Genomic DNA, 20,329 nt, shown 5'->3' on the forward strand with positions numbered 1-20,329 from the left:
ATGAGCGTCCGCACCTTCATCTACGGCAGCTGCGTGTCGCGTGACACCTTCGAGCGGCTGCCCGAGGGTTTCGAGCTGGTGAGCTATGTCGCCCGCCAGTCCCTCATCAGCGCCTTCACCCCGCCGAGCGCGCGGGGGGTCCCCGCCATCGACACCGACTCCGAGTTCCAGCGACGGATGATCGTCGGTGACTGGGAGAGCTCGCTCCCGGCTCAGCTGAGGCAGCATGCCGACGGCATCGACCTGCTGCTGTGGGACCTGTGCGACGAGCGGGTCGGGCTCCGCCGTCTGGAGCGCGTCGGCGCACGCCCCACGGCGCACGCCTGGGGCACGCGATCCGTCGACAGCATCCGGGCCGGCGTGGACGCCCAGCTCGACAGCTCCCGCCTCGTGGCTTTCGCCTCCGCGCGTCACCGGGTGCTCTTCCTCCACGCCCTGCGCCGCTTCCGCGCACTCCTGGACGAGCTGGGGCTGCGCGAGCGCACCCTGCTGCTCGCTCCGGCCTGGGCGACCCGGACCAGCGACGGCGAGTCCGTCCCCACGTCCTTCGGCCTGGACCCCGATCGCGCCAACCGGCTCTTCAGGGACTACCACCGCACGGCCACGCGCGTCACCGACGTGGCCGCTGCCCACGTCGGCGAGGTCGCTGCCGACGCGGGCCACCCCTGGGGCGTCGCCCCCTTCCACTACACGGAGAGCGTGTACTGCTCGCTGGCTGGGCAGGTGATCGATGCCGCAGAGCCTTCCGCAGCTCGACCTGAGGGCGTGCGTCTCGAGGTCCGCGGGAAGGACGCAGACCTCCCTGCGGCCACCTCGGCGGAGAGCCCGGCACCCCCGAGCGAGGAGGAGGTCGTCGTGGACCTCGTGGGCAGCCTGGTGCACGACCCTGCGTCGCTGTGGACAGGGGACCGTTCCCACATGTCGCTGCGTCAGCAGGGCCTGCTCGAGAAGTTCCAGGCGCGCAATGCGCTGCGTGACCTGGACGAGGTCCAGGTGGCCGTGCTGCGTTGGGCCCGCTCACGGGCCGGTGATCGTCCCATGACCTACTTCGTCGTCAACCCCGGTGGTGCCGGGTCTCACTGGTTGCAGGAGATGATGGCCGACGCGGGTGGGATGAACCCCTGCGGCGAGGTGTACCTCCCGCCGGGCATGACGTCCGCCGCTGCATCGCTCGGCGACGAGGCTCGTGGTCTTCTGCTGGACGCGGTGCACCTGCTGCAGGCCAACCGGCCGGTGGCAGACCTGCTGGACGCCCCCTTGATCAACACCGCGCACATCCGCGGCTGGCACCAGCACGAGCTCATGCCTGCTCCCAAGAGCCTGGTGCTGCTCACCCGCGACCCGCTGGACGTGGTCCTGTCCCGCACCTTCCGCAAGCAGGCCTACCGCACCCAGCACTTCGCCGGGGAGAGCGACGAGACCTACCTGCGACGCAACATCGACTTCGTGCAGAAATTCTACTTGCGCGGCGAGGGGACGACCCCGGACGCCAGCGTGCGTTACGAGGACCTGCGGGCCGACGCCCCCGGCACCATCTCCCGACTCGGACGGGCGCTCGGGGTGGATCTCGAGGGGCCCCGGGCGCTCGAGGTCGATGCCCGTGGGGGCAGCAACAAGTACGCCGGACCAGCGGTTGAGATCTCGCCACATCTGAGGCAGCTGGCCGCTGACGAGCTGGCCGAGCTGCGAGAGCGTCTCGGGTACCTCGAGGCCGCCCCGGCAGTCACTGACGGCCCAGCCTCCACCTGATCCACGAGGTGACCTCGGTCGCGGGCAACGCGAAGTGGCCCTTCCCGCCCTCGATCTCGGTCACCGAGACCGTCCCCAGGCCCCTGTCCCTGACCCGCTCCGTAAAGGGTCGCACATGACGCGTCTTGTGCAGCTCGTCCTGGGTGTTCAGCACGATGTGCGCCCTCGGCCCGCCCGGGACCCTCGACCTCTCCCACCTCTCCACGGCGCTGACCCGCACGTCGTCGGACTCCGCCATGGTGGGGATCCCGAGGACAGCCAGGGCCGCCCGGTCGGCGAAGGAGCGGTGGTAGGCGCGGAGGTCGGTCTGGGGGTTGAAGGCCAGCGCCGCAGACCGTGGCAGCAGCGCAGAAAGATGGAGGGCCGTGAAGCCGCCCCCCGAACTGCCCACGGCGAGGACGTCGCGCAAGCCGAGCGCCTGGCGGACCTGCTCCACCAGAGATGCCAACCACACGTGGCCGTCGACATCGGGAGAGCCCGCGAACCATGCCAGGGTCAAGTCGTCCCGCCGGTCGAGTGCCGGGTCCTGCAGCACGAGGTAGGGCTGCGGCTGACCGGCTGCCGAGCTCATCCCCGGGAGGACGGGCAGAGTCAGGCGCGTGCGGTTGACGGCGCCGTGCAGCCGCACGACCAGGGTCTGACCCTCTCCCGCCCGGGCGACCCAGGGCATGACGAGCGGACCGGCCAGGCTGCTCCCCATCACTGGCCCCTCAGCCCCGCCGGCCAGCTCGCTCAACGCGTCCGCCTCCGTGCGTTGCACCAGATGGTCGTACCCACTGGCGGGTGCAGGTCGCTTGTGCACCCCCAGCGCCGGGAGCCGCCGAGGTGAGCGCTCGCCCAGCAGGGTGCGCACCTTCGGCCACAGGGTGGGGCCGACCACGTCGATCAGCCCGGCGACGAGGGCATCCTCAGCGCCGCCCAACCCTCGTGAGGCAGGGATGCGGTCCACCAGAGCACCGGCCCACGCACCGCGCACGCTCTCGCTCCCGCTACGGCTGACCTCCTCCCGCGCCAGGGCGAGCAGAGTGCCCAACGGGAGGTCGGCAACCTCCTGCGGCCTCTCGACCTCGATGAAGGGCTGCCACAGAGCTCTCTGCCGAGCTGCCCGATCCTCGGGGTCGGCATCTGCCACCAACCCCGGACGCACGCCGTCCCGGTTGATGCTGAAGGAATGGGTGCGGCCCCCCTGCCGCAGCACCAGGCCGACACCAGCAGGCAAGGTCACCGACTTCTCGACAGCCAGGTCGTCATGCTTCTCGGGGGCCAGGATGGTGACGAAGCGGAAGGCCTTGCCGGACTTGGTCGCGAGCACCTGGGTCGCAGCCTGCGCCTCCATCCAGGTCTCGGAGACCCACCCCGCGATCGGGTCCTTCTCTCCGCTGCGCAGCTCCCACTCGGGAAGGCTGCCGGACCAGAGCAACCGGACCGAGCGGTCCCCCGACGCGAGCCGGAAACCGGCCCGGACGGCAGTGGTCTCGACCTGCTTGCCGATCTGCCATTGCTGGACGGCCTGCACCTCCCGGTCGGCCTGGACGGCATCGATGACGACCAGGGCCTCCGTGGGACGGTGGAAGACGATGCGACGCCTGATCCGCACCCCCGGGTACCCCGTGTCCAGCAGGGCGATGTCGTCGGCCTCCGGCCCGTGGTGCGCCCGAACGACGCTGACGGTCGCATCCTTGTCGCGGCGCTCACCCCGCAGCGTCACGACGTTGTGTGCGGCGCGGCTGTTGAAGTAGGCCCGGAAAGGGTCGCGCACGTAGGCGTACTTGCCCGCATCCACGATCCACGGCCGACCGCGGGTGTAGTAGGTGACGGCCCCTGCCTCGTCGTGCCCATGGACCTTCACGCCGGTTCCGTGAGCCACCGAGTAAAAGGTCTCGTCGGCGTAGTCCGTCTCCAGGGCGCCCCAGCCGGAGCGGCCGAAGACATATCCCGCGGCGTAGGCACGGAACACCTCGGCGGGAGGTGAACCTTCGGCGCCGGCGGTCGCCGTGTACGTCATCTCTGGCGAGTCGCGGTCGCGCATCGGGGTCCGCGCGGTGTCTCCGATCATCTCCATCAGCCCGTCCGGGCGGGTGGCGTGCACGATGCCGAGGCGCGCCAGCTCGAGGCGACGCGTCGACTCCCCGAGCGAGCAGCCCTCCACCTCCAGGACCTCGAGCGTGCTCTTCCACCAGCGGTAGTTGAGGAGGTGGTACGCCAACGCTCCCTCGGCGTTGATGCCCTCCTCGTCGTACTGCTCCAGGAAGAGCTCGTCGAGCTCCTGGACCGCCTGCTGCCACCAGGCTTCCTCGCGTAGAAGGCGTCCGACGAGGAACAGACCGATCAGCTGGTGGAGCGCGTGGTTCGAGTGCCCCCGGTTGGCCGTGTCCGAGAGCCAGCTCCCGTGGTCGCGCAGGGCCTCGACATAGCGCCCTCGCTCAGCTTCCGGCACGAGGGGAAACCCGAGGACGAGGGCCTTGGCCCGGACCCCGTCGATCATGTCCATCCACGCGAACTCCCGGATGTGGGAGTGATCGCTCGTCAGCCACCCGCGGACGTGCTCCCACCAGAGGGCCCTTGCCTCGTCGTCCCCGTCGAGCGCGACCCGGCGCAGGGGGTCGAGCCAGCGAAGCATGTGCAGCTGGGCCCGCCAGTTGCGCTGCGTGAACGGATCGGCCGCCCAGTCGACGACCGTGGGGACCTGCCACTCCGGGTGGGGACTCATGGTCACCGATCCCCTCAGGAGGTCGTCCGCCAGCCGGCGGTCCCGCGCCGTTCGCTCGAAACCGGCCCCGAAGGACTGGCGCCGGCAGACCTCCACGTCGATGTGCGTGTGCGACCCCGTCATCGGTCAGCTCCCCCGGCGGGTAGCCGATCCGCCGAGCGACGTATACAGCTCGCTCACTCGTCCTGCGAGGGATCCCCAGTCGCGCTCTCTCCGGACCCAGGCGAGCGCCTGCTCGCCCAGGCGCTGACGGCGCTCCGGGTGCTCGAGGAGGTCTCGGATGACGGCGGTCAGGGACTCGGCATCTCCCTTGCGGTGCAGGAGCCCGTTCTCGCCCTCGGTCACGATCTCGGCGAGAGCCGCGACGTCCGAGGCGACGACCGCCTTGCCCATCGCCATCGCCTCGAAGGGCTTCAGGGGGGAGACCATCTCGCACACGGGCAGCGGGAGGCGCGGGAACGGACAGATGTCCACCAGGGAGTAGTAGTCCTCCACCTCGTGGTGCGGGACCCGGCCGGTGAAGATGACCACGTCACCGAGGTTCTCCGCCTCGACACGCTCACGGAACTGCACGAGCTCCGCCCCGTCACCCACGAAGAGGAAGGCGACGTCGGAACGCTCGGCCTTCAGCGTGGCAGCCGCGTCGATGAGCAGGTCGAGGCCTTCGTAGTCGAGGATCGAGCCGACGTACCCGACGACGGTCCTGCCCTGCACGCCCAGACGCCGGGCGAGCTCCTCGTCCCGAGGCCGTGGCACGAACCGCGAGGTGTCGACACCGTTGGGGACGACTGAGATCTTGTCGTCCTCCACGCCACGGTTGACGAGCTCGTCCGCGAGGGCCTGGGTGATGGTCAGCACCCTGGTCGCGCCACGCGCGGCGTCGGCCTCCATCCGCGCCATGTAGCGGAACATGCCGCCACTCATCCAGTCGGGGTCACGAGAGCCACGGGTGACCTCCCACAGACCACGCACCTCGTACACCGACGGGATACCGAGCCGACGGCCGCACTCCACGACGCTCAGCCCGTTCCAGTGGTTCGAGGCGGCGTGCAGCACGAAGGGACGCTCGCGCCGGGCCAGCCCGCTCAGCGCGTCGACGTAGCGCTCGACGTAGGGCTGGATGGGGTTCTTCTTCTCGATGCCCGGCGAGTGGCTCAGTCGGTGGTAGGGGACGTCGTCGACCTCGATCCGAGGGGCGATGTCGCCGAGATCGTCCTGGCCGGGCATGTCGTACGGGTAGCCCAACCGAGTGACACCCTGCACGTTCCAACCCTCGGCGCGAACTCCCCGCAGCAGACCGTGGGTGCGGGTCGCGTATCCCGCCGAGTGGTGCGGGAGCGAGTTGTGCAGGCAGTAGAGGGAGGTCGACAGGTCAGGGTCGTAGGCGGGCTCACCTGCGGCACGACGGAACGGGAAACCCTTGGTGGCGAGCTGGTAGTGCGACAACGGCTTGACCGCGGTGAGCTCGCGCAGCTTGTCGCGGGACCACGCGTCGTCGGGCCGCACCCTGCGGTAGGGCATTAGCAGGCGGACGGCCTGGGTGGTGCGTCCGCGGCGGAGCTCGCGTCGGATCGCGACACGCAGGGCTCGGACCGGCACGGTCGTCGGGTCGGTCTCGGCCAGGATCTCGTTGGCCGCGCCATAGGTTCCGCGACTCAGCAGCACCGTCAGTCGTGCCTGCGTGGCGACCGCCGGGTCAGCGGTGGCGCACAGGTCGTCCCAGATCTCGGGGCTGGCACCGACCAGGTGGCTGGACAGACGGGCCACCGGGTCGTCCGAGAGGTCCAGGCCCCGGATCGCCCCGCCGATCCGCTGGCTCTTCATGCTCGGGATGAGGAAGGCCAGCGCCTCACGGTCGACGCCCTCCCGGAGCGGCAGGGCGTCGGCCAGGGCGTCGAGGACCCGGGTGAGGGCGCCGGCGGGCCCGGGGTGCTTCGCCTCGACCTCGATGTAGAACTCGAGGGCGTCGAGGTTGGACGGGTCGTGGTCGACCGCGTCGTGCAACGCCTCGCGCGCAGCCCAGCCGTGACCCAACGCGAGCGCACGGGTGCCGTAGGCGAAGCTCGTCCACGAGTCTCCGCCCAGCTCGACGCGCGCTCGGCGCAGCATCTCGAGGGACTCTTCCTTCCGACCCGCCTCCCACAGCGCCGTGGCCTCGGCGCGGGCGGCCCGCAGCCCTTCCGGGGCGTTGGTCGGCGCCGTGGCCCCGACGAGAGCGCTCATGCCCCTGCCGTCCGCCAGGCACCCCTGGTGTCGACGACGGGCACCTGGCGTCCGGGGCCGTCGAGCTCCTTGAACTCCTTGTGGTCCACGAGGAGCACGACGACGTCCGCCCGGTCGAGGGCATCCTTCAGGGGCGTGAGCTCGACGTTCGACTGATCGGCGAGACGCGGGGGGAGCGCCTCCACGTTCGGCTCGACGGCGAGCACCGTCGCTGCCGGCAGCCGCTCGGCCAGGTTGCGGGTGATGTCGAGGGCCGGCGACTCCCGCATGTCGTCGATGTCCGGCTTGAAGGCCAGCCCCAGCGCGGCGACGGTGGGGGCCTGCAGGCCCTCGACGTGCGCCGCCACCTGCTCCACGACGTACTCCGGCTTGCTGTCGTTGACCTCTCGCGCGGTGCGGATGAGCCTGGCCTGCTCCGGGACGGCGGAGACGATGAACCACGGGTCGACGGCGATGCAGTGCCCACCCACGCCCGGACCGGGCTGCAGGATGTTGACGCGGGGGTGCTTGTTGGCCAGCTCGATGAGCTCGAAGACGTCGATGCCGACCTTCTCGGCGATGATCGAGAGCTCGTTCGCGAAGGCGATGTTGACGTCGCGGAAGGAGTTCTCGGTCAGCTTGGCCATCTCGGCGGTCACCGCGTCGGTCAGGTAGATCTCACCGTGGCAGAAGCTCGAGTACAGCTCCTTGGCCCGTTCGGCGGCGCGCGGGGTGAGGCCCCCGACGATCCGGTCGTTCTCGACCAGCTCGACCATCACGCGGCCCGGGAGCACCCGCTCCGGGCAGTGGGCCACGTCGACGTTGCGCTCGCCCCCCGCGTCGTCCGTCGTGAGCTCGGGTCGCGCTGCGGTGATGCGGTCGGCCAGGTGCTGGGTCGCCCCGGGAGGCGAGGTCGACTCGAGGATGACGAGCTCGCCGCCCTCCAGCTGCGGCAGCAGCGCGTCGGTCGCGGCGTCGATGTAGCTCAGGTCCGCCTCATGACCCTCGGCGAAGGGCGTCGGGACCGCGATGATGTAGACGTCCGCCTTGGGCGTGTCCTTCTGAGCCGTGAGGAGGCCCTGGCTGACGGTTCCCGCGACGTGCGTCCCCAGGTCGGGTTCCACGAAGGGGATGCGACCGGCGTTCACCGCGTCGACGTGCTTGTCACTCACGTCGACACCCAGCACCCGGTATCCGTGACTGGCGAGGATCGCGGCGGTCGGTAGGCCGATATACCCGAGGCCGATGACGGCGACGCTCTGGGACATGGAGAAGGGACCTCTCAGTTGTGACTGGGACCGTTGAACTCTACAGAAGGGCCGGGCGGTCCCCGTGCTCCTCAGGTAAAGACATGGTCAACTCCAGCGCCGAAGGCGACGACCCGGCCGTTGGCGAGCAGCTCGGCGTCCGAGGCCTGCCACGTGTGCCCCTCGGTCTGTCTCACCTGGATGAAGTTGTAGCGGTCGCTGGCGTAGATGGTGCCCCGACGCGCGAGGACGCGCTGCAGGAAGTCGGTGTCCTCACCGGTGTTCCGGTCGCCGAAGGTCAGCTCCTGGAAGATCTCCCGGCGTCCCAGCAGGGTGGGACCCATGACGAGATCGGTGAACCGGTGCTCGTAGTAGCCGAATCGGACCAGGAGCACGTCATGACCGGTGAGCAGAACGTGGTGGGCCCGTTTGCCCACCACGTCGGCGCCGGAGAAGTCCAGCGCCCGGACCTGGTCCGCCAGGTAGGCGGGGCCGTAGAGGTCGTCGTCGTCCATCTTGGCGACGATGTCCCCGTCGGCGCGAGCCACCGCCGCGTTCAGGCACGCGCCGAGGCTGCGCTCCTGGGCGACCTGGAGCACGACCGGGGACCGGACGCCGTGGTCCTCGGCCCGACGGGCCAGGTCGGCAGGTGGCTCGAAGCCGTGGGTGACGAGCACCAGCTGCGGCTCCACCTCGCGCTGGGCCGCCACCGTGGCCAGCACGTGATCCAGCTGCCCGGGGCGGTGGGTGGAGCAGATGACACTCACGCTCGGGGATGGGCGTCGGTGTTCGACGAGACCGACGTGCTCCAGGACCTCGTCCACCCGGTGGGAGTAGGTGTGCTCGCTCAACACCTTCCGTGCCGCCCGGTGCCCCAGCCGCTCCCGCCACTCGTCGTTGCCCACCAGCGCCCGGAGCTGGAACTGCGCCTCCTGCGGCTCGCTGACCGTCACCATCTCCTCGGCGTCGAAGTACGACTCGATGGCGGGGGTGGGCGTCGACACGACAGGAGTCCCGCACGCGCTGATCTCGAAGATGCGCCGAGGGCACATGGTGGCGCTCTGCGGCACCGAGCTGACGTTGAGGAAGACCTTGAACTCCCGGTAGGCCGAGAGCATCTGCAGGTAGGTCAGCGAGCCCACGACGCGGTCGGCGAAGACGGACGGGAACTGGTACCGCTCGTCCCCGCCGTGGAAGCGCGAGAAGATCTCGAGGCCGTGCCTCATCCGGTGGGAGACCGCTGCCGCCGCACCGAGCAGCAGGTCCATCTGCGCTCGTCGCTCCGGGAACCGGTGCGTGTAGTACATCCCCGCGAAGGCGATGTCCCGTGCCGCGGACCCCTGAGGACGCACGGGGTTGTGGATCCATGACGCCGCTGCGAACGCCATCGGCGCCACCCGCTCGTGCCCCAGCCTCGACCGGTAGGCGGGGACGGTCTCGGCGTCACTGGTGAGGACCCAGTCGAACAGCGCCGCCGTCGCCAGGAAGTCGTCGAAGTGGACCGGGTCCTCCTTGTTCCAGAAGACCGTGGGGATCCCCTGCTCCTGGCAGTGGGCGACCAGCTCGCGCAGTGGTTGGCTCGGTGCCTTCGAGCCGGTCAGCTGGTACTTCCACGCACCCCCGTTGCCGTTCCACGCCGACTCGACGAAGAGGAGCTCCAGCCCCCGGACCTGCTCGCGCCAGCTCTCGGGGGTCAGGAGGGTCTGGTCCCACTCCCACCTCAGACACAGCTCGGTGAACTCGTCGGCGACCAGACCGACCCTCAGCTCGCGACGGGGGCTCCGGACGGGCAACGTCCACTCGCGGACCTGTGGGAGGCCCTGATCGGGCTCGGCAGCCTGCCTCGACTCCCCCGGTGGCCTGGGCAGGTGGCGACGTGCGCGGTGGCGTCTCCAGGCGGGGAGGCCACCGTGCCGAAGATGCCACAGCTGCGTGCGGATGGACCGGACATTCACGCTGCCGACCATAGGCGATGCCGGCCGGTCACCGTCTGTGCGGTGGCCGGCCGGCATCGTCGGTACCCCGGTCAGTCAGTCGGCAGGGGCGACGTTCGTGACGAGGTAGACGTTGTCGTTGAAGTCGTAGTTGATGCCGGAGTAGTCCATCACCACGAAGTACGACCCGGGGATGGCTGTGCCGTCCCGGTCCTCCACCGGCCAGATGCGGACGTGGTGACCGAGCTGGCACCCGTCGTTGCCCGTACCGCAGCTGTCCGGTGAGGTGTTGTTGAGCCGCCAGTCGCTCGACTCGGGGTCGATCCTCCAGCTGAAGGTCGACTGGGTCGGGGTGAACGTCCGGTAGGCCGGGTTGGTGGACGACCCGTTGATCCGCGGACGCAGGGTCTGGGCCCACTGACCGTTGTGGGTCAGCTGGTTCTGCCACGTCCCCTTGCTGCCGACGGGGTGCGTGCCGAAGGTCGCCGTGTTGCTGCAGCACGTGTGGTACGCCGCGAGCTGTCGCACGGTGGCCGGCTTCGACGTGTCCAGCCGCTTCCAGGTGGCCGAGAGGACCTCGTCGCCGATGGCCTCCAGCCGCCCCTGGTTGTTGAGCTGCTGACCGGGTCCGACGATGGTGGTGCCCGGCCCGTACGCCTCGATGATCTCGGCGACGTTCGGCTCGTTGCCTCCCTCGCTCTGCGACTGCCAGATGGCACCGAGCTCGACCGTGCTGGTCGGCCCGTCACTGCCGTTGTGGCGGATGAGCATCGCGGACTCGAAGTTGGTGTTCTGCCCCGAGCCGGTCCCGATGAAGCGGACGGTCACCGGGAGCGTGCCACCGACGGCGATGGTCGCCGGGAGCGCGGGCGGGTTGACCAGCTCGAAGTCGTCCGGGTCGACGATGTCCAGCGCCGAGACCACGACCGGCTCCGACCCGTTGTTGCCCACGTTGACCAGAGCGGTGTCGGCGGTCGCCGGGTTGCTGGTGGTCGACTGGATCCGACTCATCACGAGACGGTCGTTGAACGGTGCCGCCTCCGGGTTGGTGAGGGTGAGGTCGCCGTCCGCGAGCTCGACGATGGTGAACGTCACGGTCCGGGTCGTGGTGTTGCCCGCACCGTCCACGGCCGTGACGACCACCTCGTGGTTGCCGGAGCCGGAGACCTCGAACGGAGCGGTGTAGTTGAGCTCCGGGGCACCGTCCACGCTGTAGTCGACGAACTCCAGGGTCCGGTCCGTCGCCGTGACCGTGACGGTGACCGACCCCGTGTAGGTGCCGCCCTCGCCCTCGCCGTCCAGGGCGACCGCAACCTGCGGCGGCACGACGTCACCCTCCGCGGTCGAGGTGATCCGCACCCACTGCAGCTTGGTGTTCGTGCCGTCGGAGGCGAGCGTCAGCGCGCCGTCCGAGACCTCGACCGTCGCACTCCCGGTGCCGTAGTCACCGAGCCCGTTCGGGACGAAGCCGTCGATGACGGACTCGCCCTCCGCGGTGATGCCGTGCGTCGAGTCGCTGTAGTCGGCGTCACCGACGGACACCTCCACCGTGTACTCGCCGTCGGCGAGGGCATACTCCCACTCGCCGTCGACCACCGCCGCGACCTCGGCGTCGTCCACGAGGATGGTCGTCGCCTCCAGCACGTTCGACTCGGAGGTCCGGTTGCGGGTGTCGGCCGTCTTCGCCGCTCCGCCCTCGGTACGCACCCAGCCGTAGCCACGGTCCTCGGTGAACAAGGCGCCCGTGTCGGCCGTCCACCCCGTGGGGGTGGTGACGGCCGCGGGCTGGAAGTTGACCTGCGCCACCGTCTGGGTGACCGGGCCGTCCATCGGGACCACCTCGACGTAGTTGATCTTGGTGTTGGTCCCGCCGAGCTGGTCGACCGTCAGGGCGCCGTCGAGCACCTCGACGGCCACCGTCGCCACCTCGTGACGGGCGTCGGACCCGTTCGCGGCGGTGGAGTTCCCGAAGGCGTCGACGGCCTTGGCGCCCTCGACGTTGATGGTGTGCACCTCGGGAGCGCTGCCGCGGTTGGGGTCGCCCACGGCCACCGTGACCTCGTACGTGCCGTCGGGCACCGCGACCTGCCAGGAACCGTCCAGCAGGACCCCGCCGTCACTGTCCGGGGGCAGGTCCATGTGCATGAGGGTGTCCAGCCGCTGGTCGTCGTTGCTGTCGCGGTCGCGACCGTTGCCGACGAGCGTCAGCGGCTCCAGGGTCTCGTCATCCACCCACCCGTAGGTGAGGTCGCTGCCCTGGTTGGCGCCGGAGCGGGGTCCGTACGCCTGGCCGAAGTCACGCAGGTACCCGTCGGGCACCGGCGCCGTCTCGGACTGGAAGTTGAACCTCAGCGCATCGTCGGCCGGCGGCGGCTCCACGACGTCACCGGCGGGGACGACGTTGTCGATGACGAAGACGTAGTCCTGGTAGTCACCGTTGGAGGCGTCCTCGAAGGCCACGAGGAACCGGTCGCCCGAGAGCGGGTAGATCCGCGCGCGGTGCAGGCCGCCGGCGTCGTTGCGACCGTCCTCGGTGTAGCCGACCCGGTTGAAGGTGTTGGAGTCGTAGTAGAGCCCGAACACCTCCGTCCCGGGGTCGAAGGACGTGCCGCCGGAGCCCAGCGCCGGGTTGAGCGTCTGGAGCTGACCGTTGGCGATCGACCCGACCTCGTTGAGGCTGACGTCGCCCTCGGCTGCGGCGTACCACCCGAAGGGCAGGTTCTCCTGCGGCGCGAACGCCGCCACCGGGGTCATGGTGACCGGGCCGTCACCGGCCCGCTGGAACAGCGGCTCCAGGACCTCGTCGCCCTTGGCCGCCGGGTCCATGCCGCCGGCCAGGTTGGTCCACCCGGCAGAGATGCCGTAGCCGAGGGCGTCGATGACCAGCTGGAACGGCGGCTCGTTGCCACCCTCCTGCCCCTGGAAGGCCAGGCCCCGCAGGTCGACCGTCTCGCTGTCGCCGTCCTGCGTGGACAGCACCAGCTGTGCCGACTTGACCTGCACGCTGCCGCTGGGGTCGAAGGTCACGGTGAGCTCCGTGTCCTCACCTGCGGCGAGGGTCCCCGGAGACGGGGCCGAGAACTGGCCGGCGTGGGTGCCCTCGACCGCAGCCGTGATCTCCACCGGCTCGCTGCCGTTGTTGGTCACGGTCACCTGGGCCGTGTCGGTCGGCTGCTGGGTGTTGAGCGTGGCCGACATGACCAGCTCGTCGACGTCGGTCGATATGGACGAGGCCGTCTGACCGTCCGGGACGCGCAGCAGGTAGAGCTCCTGCGGCTCGCCACCGCGGTTGTACTGGTTGATGTAGAGGTTGCCCTCGTGGACCGACGTGTCCTCGATGACGTCCAGCGGGTCGGCATACCCGGTGAAGCCGGGGATGTCCGTGCCGGGCTGCGCGCCCAGGACGGTGCCGTCGGAGTCGACCTGCATGGTGAGCAGGTCGTCGTTGCCGCTGAACCGGACGACCATCATCCGGCCCTGGAGCTGACCGCCGAAGGTGTTGGACGTGTACTCGATGACCCCGTTGGGCGACTTGTTGAAGTCGAAGTCGTAGGCCCAGCCGCGGTAGTTCTCGTCGGGGTCCTGGCTGGCCGGGTACTTGCTCCCGCCCGAGCCGGCACCCTCGGGGTCGCCCCCGTTGTTGAGCACCCATTCGCACCGCGTGGGGTTCGGGTGCCCGTAGTAGCCACCCTGCTCCACCTCGAAGAGGAAGTCGCGCTGGGTGGGGTGGTTGGAGATCGCCGGCACCGACCCACCCGTGTAGGGCTCGCCGTCGATCCTGCGGGTGGCGCACTCCTCCGTGACGTCGGTGCCGTTGCCGTAGCCGTTCTGCCCGGCCTGCTGGTTGCTCGTCATGGTCATGGTGCCGCCGTTGACCGTCACACCCGGGCTGTTGCCGCCACCGGCGGTGCCGTTGGTCGGCACGTAGATGCTGCCGTTGGAGTGCCAGATCAGGTCGTAGGCGTTCCGGATACCGGTGGCGTAGATCTCCAGCGGAGCGTCGTCGGCGAACGGGTCGTAGCTCCCGCCGACCTCCTCGGTGGCCACGTTGATCGGCCCGTTCGCCCGGGCGGTGGCCAGGGCGTCCTGCGGGTCGAAGCGCAGGAGCGCGGCGGTCAGCTGGGTCTCCCCGCGGTTGCCCCATCCGCTGTCGACGTCTCCCGCGGCCTGGTTGGACCCCTGGAGGAAGTACATCCACGGGTCACCACCGTCGCCGGAGGGGCCGTAGGCCAGCGAGTTGGACAGGTGGTCCTTGGCCGATCGCGGGAGGTTCGTGATGACGTCGGTGACGACGGGGTTGTCGACGTCGCTGAAGTCCACCACGGAGACCTTGGACCCGAGCCGTGCGCTCTCGTTGCCGAGGTTCGCGGTCGCGTGGGTCACCCATGCCAGGTCCGGGTCCTCCTCGTCGAAGACCAGGCCGACCGAGGCGCGCCCGCCGAAGACACCGAGGTCCTGGGCCGGCCCGAGGGTGCCGTCCTCGAGGATCTCGTAGCGGAACATGCCCTGGCCGATGGTGGTTGCCCACAGGTGGCCGTCGTGCACCACGAGGGAGGCGAAGTACTTGCCGTTGGCCGCACCGGAGGCGGTGGGCAGCAGGACCTTCTCGAAGTTGACGTCCTCGACGGGGTCGAACACCCCGCTCCCGCCCGGCGCGTCCGCCTCGCCGGTCGTGAAGACCGACTCGAAGGCCCCGAAGGTGTTGCCGGCCTCGTCGAGCGCTCCGTCGATGACGTAGCGGTAGGTGGTCTCCGCCTCGAGCGGCGCGGTCGGGCTGAAGGCGATGGTGTCGTTCCCACCCGTCGAGCCACGGTTGCCCTCCACCTCGACCTCGCCGGCCTCGGTGATCTCGAAGAGCTTGACCGCGTCGTCCGTGAGGGAGGTGGACCTCGAGGGGTCGACCCCGATACCCGTGCCGGGCACCGCGACCGAGGCCGACACCGAGGTGGTCAGCGCGGCATCGGTCGCCCGGTTGGCCGGGATCGTGTTGGTCACGAACGGCTGCGTGCCGAGGCTGCGGATCTCCACGTAGCTGATCTTGGAGTTGGCGCCGCCGACCGCGTCGATGGTCAGCCGGCCGTCCTGGACCCCGGCGTAGGCGGTCACCTCTTCGTACTCGTCGCTGCTCGTGGCCTGGAACTCACGGATGGCCACACCGGTCTCCACATTGATGGCGTGCAGCGAGTCGTAGACCCCGCTGCTGGGCTGGTCGCCCACCGCCAGCGTCACCTCGTAGAGGCCGTCGGGAAGAGCGATCTCCCAGGCGCCCTCGGTGCACTGGTTGGTGCTGCAGTTGGCCGTGCCGTTGTAGACCTCGCTGATGTCGTTGTACTGCATGTGGATGAAGGTGTCGAGCAGCTGGTCGATACCGGCGCGGTTGCGGTCCCGACCGTTGGCCGACATGTTCAGCGGGGTGCTGGTGCCCTGCTCGACCCAGCCGTAGCTGAGGCCGTTGCCGCGGTCACCGTAGGCCGCTCCACCGTCGGCCAGGTAGCCGGAGGGCGTGGGCGCGGTGGGCAGCTGGAAGTTGATGTCCAGTGCGATGTCCTCCACGACCTCGATCTCGAAGGTCCCGCTGCCGCTGGCGGTGCCGTCGTCCGCCGTCACCTCGACGGTGTACGGGCTGTCGGCGGCCGCCCCCTGCGCCACGGTGCCCGAGATGGATCCGTCTGCGTAGGACAACCCGTCGGGCAGACCGGTGACCGTGACCTCGACGCCCTCACCCTGCGGGTCGGTCGCCCGGACCGGGATGAGGGTCTGCTGTGCCTCGAAGAGGGTCCGGTCACCGCTGAGGGTGACCACCGGTGCACCCTGGTCGGCCTGGCTGACCGCGAAGTCACCGAAGGTCACGAACAGCTCGGACGTCGCCTCGTTCCGCTTGGTCGCGAAGACACCGGTGAAGCTGGCCGGACCGGTCTCATCGTCGGCGAGGATCTCGCCGTCGAAGAAGGCCTGCGGCACGGTGAACTCGCCGAGGGTGACCGGCGCAGCGGTGCCGACCTGGTAGCTGCCGATGACCGTGTTGTCCGCGTCGTCCAGCACCATGGTCAGGACGACGTCCGTGCCCTCGGGGAACGAGGAGCCGTTGATCTCGTTGGCGTCACCGTTGGCGACCCCGTCGATCTCCCGCTGGAACTGGGCCCGCACGTTGGTGCCGGCCTGGTTCTGCAGGGTCAGGTTGACCAGGTTGTCCTCGTCCAGGCCGAACCACAGACCAGCCTTCTCGGCGTTCGCGGTGCCGTCGAAGTCCGGGGCCTCGACGGTCGTGCTGACCGTGGTCACCTCACCGGCCGCCTCGACACCGACACCCAGCCCGTTGATGAGGGAGTTCGTGTTGCTGGACTGGACGTTGTCCGCGTACTGGATGCCTCGGGTGGCCTCGATGGTGAGGCCGCCGTCGGCGATCTCCAGGTTGCCCGGCTCGTAGCCCGGGACCCCAGGGATGCTGGGGTCACCGTCAGCCGCGAGGCGCGTCGAGGGCGGGTCCACCATGGTGAAGCCGACGTCCTCACCGGCCTGGTCCTCCAGGCCACCGTCGGTGCCGTCGAAGGACAGCTCCACCGGCAGCTCCGGCACCACGTCAGCGCAGACGAGGGTGGAGATCGGCGAGCAGGGCTCGGCCTGGACGGGCGCCTCCGGGGTGGCGGTGACCTCGTCGGAGACCTCCGACTCGTTGTCCGAGGAGTCGACCGCGGTCACCACGTAGAAGTACTCGGTGCCGTTGGTCACCCCGGAGTCGACGAACGACTCCGTCCCGGCCGCGACCAGCTCGGTGTTGACCGGCGACCGCTGCTCGTCCACACCGGTGGACTGGGAGCGGTACACGTTGTAGCCGGCCAGGTCGTCCTCGCCGTTGGCGTCCCAGGTCAGCTCGACCTGGCCGTCACCGCCGGTCGCGGTGAGTCCGGCGGGGGCCGCCGGAGCGGTCGTGTCTGCATCCGCTCCCTGGGTGACGGCGAAGTCACCGAAGGTCAGGAGCAGGTCGTTCGTCGTCTCGGCGCGCTTCGTGGCGAAGACGCCGGCATAGCTGGCAGGACCGGTCTCCTCGTCGGCGAGCAGCTCGCCGTCGAAGAACTCCTGCGGGACCGTGAGCTCCGGCAGCTCGACAGGCGAACCGGTGCCGACCTGGTAGCTGCCGACGACCGTGTTGTCCGCGTCGTCCAGCGTCATCGTCAGGACGACGTCCGTGCCCTCGGCGAACGCCGAGCTGTTGAACTCGTCAGTGGCGGTGACGACCTTGCCACCGACCTCCCGCTGCACCTGCACCCGCACGTTGGTGCCGGTCTGGTTCTGCACGGTGAGGTTGACCAGGTTGTCCTCGTCCAGCCCGAACCACAGCCCGCCCTTCTCGGAGTTGGCGGTGCCGTCGAAGTCCGGGGCCACGACGGTCGTGCTGACCGTGGTGACCTCACCGGCCGCCTCGACGCCGACACCCAGCCCGTTGATGAGGGAGTTCGTATTGCTGGACTGGACGTTGTCCGCGTACTGGATGCCTCGGGTGGCCTCGATGGTGAGGCCGCCGTCGGTGATCTCCAGGTTGCCCGGCTCGTAGCCCGGGACCTCCGCGTTGCTCGGGTCACCGTCCAGGTCCAGACGCGCCGAGGGCGGGTCGACCATCGTGAAGCCGATGTCCTCACCGGCCTGGTCCGCCAGGCCACCGTCGGTGCCGTCGAAGGAGAAGCCGACCGGCGCGTCCAGGACCACCTCGACGCACGGGAGGGTCGAGATCGGCGAGCAGCCCGCGACCGGCTCGGCGTCCGGGGTGGCCGTCACCTCGTCCGAGGTCGCGGACTCGTTGTCCGAGGAGTCGACCGCCGTGATCACGTAGAAGTACTCGGTGCCGTTGGTGACCCCGGAGTCGACGAACGACTCGGTCCCGGCCGCGACCAGCTCGGTGTTGACCGGCGACCGCTCCGCGTCCACACCGGTGGACTGCGAGCGGTACACGTTATAGCCGGCCAGGTCGTCCTCCGTGTTCGCGTCCCAGGTCAGCTCGACCTGTCCGTCACCGGCAGTCGCAACCAGCCCGGACGGCACGGCCGGAGCCGTCGTGTCCGCAGGCTCGCCGAGAGCGGCGCCGGGCTGACCGTAGTCCGGGGTGCCGCGGTACTGACCCGGGAAGGTCCCGGTCTCGTCCACCGCGACAGCGCCACCGACCTCGTCCATCCGCCAGTGGCCGACAGGCCCGTCCCCGGACACCTTCGTGCCGTATCCGGCGTGGTCACCCGCAGCGATCAGGTCGTAGTGCGCGGCCACGTCGGCAGCGGACAGCGCCCGGTCGTACACCGCGACCTCGTCCATGTCGCCGACGATCCCGGACAGGTACCCGTCCCCGATCCGCAGCGGGAAGATCGAGGTCGAGGGCTGCACCGACATCGTCTTACGCGAGTCGAGGGCCCCGTCCAGGAACATCCACACCGTGGACCCCGCACGCGTGACCACCACGTGGTTCCACTCCCCCACCCGCAGAGGGGCGCCCGACTGCAGAGCCGTGTACGGCTTGGCGTTCCCGCCGGCCGGGCCCTGGTAGAACTTCACCAGACCGGTCGGCTCCAGGGTCATCACGCCCTCACCCGAGTACGCCGTACCCATCACCACCCGCCGGCTGTCGAAGTCCTCAGGCTTGACCCACACCTCCCACGTCGAGTCGCCCACCAGCTCGGAGGACACCCCCGGCACCACCACGTCGTCATCACCCGAGAACCCCACCGACTGCCCCAGAGCCACGTCCGGCTCACCCGGCAGGCTCGCGCTGGCACCGGGCTGGGCGAAGGCCGGGGTCCCGCGGTACTGGCCCGCGAACGTCCCGGTCTCGTCGACCGCGACCGTCCCGCCGTTCTCGTCCATCCGCCAGTGGCCGAGGGGCCCGTCCTCGGACACCTTCGCGCCGTATCCGGCGTGGTCACCTCCCGCGATCAGGTCGTAGTGCGCGGCCACGTCGGCAGCGGACAGTGCACGGTCGTAGACCGCGACCTCGTCCATGTCGCCGTCGATCCCGGACAGGTACCCGTCGCCGATGCGCAACGGGAACGCCGAGGCAGAGGGCTCCTCCGACATCGTCTTGCGCGAGTCCAACCGCCCGTCCAGGAACATCCACACCGTGGAGCCCGCACGCGTGACCACCACGTGGTTCCACTCGCCCACCTGCAAGGACGAGGAGGACAGCAGCGCCGTGTACGGCTTCGCGTTGCCGCCGGCCGGGCCCTGGTAGAACTTCACCTGCCCCCCGACCTCCAGGGTCACCACGCCCTCACCCGAGTACGCCGTGCCCATCAGCACCCGCCGGCTGTCCAGGTCCTCGGGCTTGACCCACACCTCCCACGTCGAGTCCCCCACGAGCTCGGAGGCCACCCCCGGCACCACCACGTCGTCATCACCCGAGAACCCCACCGACTGACCCAGAGTCACCTCCGGCTCGCCCGGCAGGCTTGCAAGGGCGCCGGGCTGAGCGAAGGTCGGGGTGCCGCGGTACTCACCCGGGAACGTCCCGGTCTCGTCGACTGCGACCGTCCCCCCGTTCTCGTCCATCCGCCAGTGCCCCAGCGGACCGTCGTCGGCAACCAAGGACCCATAGCCCTCGTCATCGCCCCCGGCGATGGCCTCGTAGTGCTCGAGCACATCGAAAGCGGACAGCGCGCGGTCGTACACCGCGACCTCGTCCATGTCGCCGACGATCCCGGACAGGTACCCGTCCCCGATCCGCAGCGGGAGTTCCGAAGCCGAGGGCTGCACCGACATCGTCTTTCGGGAGTCGAGGCTCCCGTTCAGGAACATCCACACCGTGGAGCCCGCACGCGTGACCACCACGTGGTTCCACTCCCCCACCCGCAGAGGGGCGCCCGACTGCAGAGCCGTGTACGGCTTGGCGTTCCCGCCGGCCGGGCCCTGGTAGAACTTCACCAGACCGGTCGGCTCCAGGGTCATCACGCCCTCACCCGAGTACGCCGTACCCATCAGCACCCGCCGGCTGTCGAAGTCCTCAGGCTTGACCCACACCTCCCACGTCGAGTCGCCCACCAGCTCGGAGGACACCCCCGGCACCACCACGTCGTCATCACCCGAGAACCCCACCGACTGCCCCAGAGCCACGTCCGGGTCGGGCTCTTCCAGCGACTCCGCCGGCCGGGCCGTGGTGACCAGATAGGCCAGCAGGAGGGCGAAGACGGACAGCACGGCGACGAGGTGGCGACCGAAGGCGGCCTGAACGTTCACGGGGTTCCCCTTGGTGTCGTGAGATGAGAGAGCGAGGGAGTGGCCGCGCGCGGTGCGGCCGAGAGAGCGGGGGGGCAGGTCTGGCACGTCGTTCAGCACGGAGTGCGCCGATCGGCGGAGCGAGGAGAGCTGGTGCGGTCTGGGCGCACCCGCAGGCGAGCGAGAGTGACTTCCACGTACATGAGCTCCCCTTCGAGCGTCGTCACACCCAGGACGGCGCGGCTGCTCGACGCGGACGGGCCCGCGTCAGCCTGTGACTCGAGTCATCGAAGCAC

General features: G+C 69.8%; 6 protein-coding genes. 1 reads left to right on the forward strand and 5 read right to left on the reverse strand.

Annotation, left to right across the window (positions count from 1 at the left end):
• Window positions 1–1,749, forward strand: a complete 1,749-nt coding sequence (locus Q0967_RS09730) for a DUF6270 domain-containing protein (RefSeq protein WP_299449777.1) — start codon at window positions 1–3, stop codon at window positions 1,747–1,749.
• Here the strand turns inward: Q0967_RS09730 and Q0967_RS09735 are convergent.
• From Q0967_RS09735 to Q0967_RS09755, 5 genes are all read right to left on the reverse strand, one after another.
• Entirely contained in the window at window positions 1,724–4,582 is a 2,859-nt protein-coding gene (locus tag Q0967_RS09735) for a heparinase II/III family protein (protein WP_299449778.1), read from the reverse strand. The two genes, Q0967_RS09730 and Q0967_RS09735, sit on opposite strands and share 26 nt — an antisense overlap.
• Before the next feature lie 3 nt (window positions 4,583–4,585).
• Window positions 4,586–6,682, reverse strand: coding sequence for a glycosyltransferase family 4 protein (locus tag Q0967_RS09740; RefSeq protein ID WP_299449780.1), 2,097 nt, complete (start codon window positions 6,680–6,682; stop codon window positions 4,586–4,588).
• On the reverse strand, window positions 6,679–7,929 hold the full coding sequence (gene wecC / locus Q0967_RS09745) for a UDP-N-acetyl-D-mannosamine dehydrogenase (RefSeq protein WP_299449782.1): 1,251 nt from the start codon (window positions 7,927–7,929) through the stop codon (window positions 6,679–6,681). The genes Q0967_RS09740 and wecC overlap by 4 nt, the downstream gene beginning before the upstream one ends.
• A gap of 71 nt (window positions 7,930–8,000) precedes the next feature.
• Window positions 8,001–9,701: a glycosyltransferase gene (locus tag Q0967_RS09750; RefSeq protein ID WP_299449784.1), complete on the reverse strand. Its 1,701-nt coding sequence runs from the start codon at window positions 9,699–9,701 to the stop codon at window positions 8,001–8,003.
• 237 nt (window positions 9,702–9,938) lie between these two features.
• Window positions 9,939–20,054 (reverse strand): LamG-like jellyroll fold domain-containing protein, encoded by a 10,116-nt coding sequence (locus Q0967_RS09755; protein ID WP_299449786.1) that lies wholly within the window; start codon window positions 20,052–20,054, stop codon window positions 9,939–9,941.
• Between the last annotated feature and the right edge of the window lie 275 nt (window positions 20,055–20,329).

Source organism: uncultured Serinicoccus sp. (assembly GCF_947500995.1).
Taxonomy (GTDB): Bacteria; Actinomycetota; Actinomycetes; order Actinomycetales; family Dermatophilaceae; genus Ornithinicoccus.

Coding starts and splice junctions, on each gene's coding strand:
- Q0967_RS09730 (WP_299449777.1), top strand. CDS start 1: ATGAGCGTCCGCACCTTCATCTACGGCAGCTGCGTGTCGCGTGACACC.
- Q0967_RS09740 (WP_299449780.1), bottom strand. CDS start 6,682: ATGAGCGCTCTCGTCGGGGCCACGGCGCCGACCAACGCCCCGGAAGGG.
- Q0967_RS09735 (WP_299449778.1), bottom strand. CDS start 4,582: ATGACGGGGTCGCACACGCACATCGACGTGGAGGTCTGCCGGCGCCAG.
- wecC (WP_299449782.1), bottom strand. CDS start 7,929: ATGTCCCAGAGCGTCGCCGTCATCGGCCTCGGGTATATCGGCCTACCG.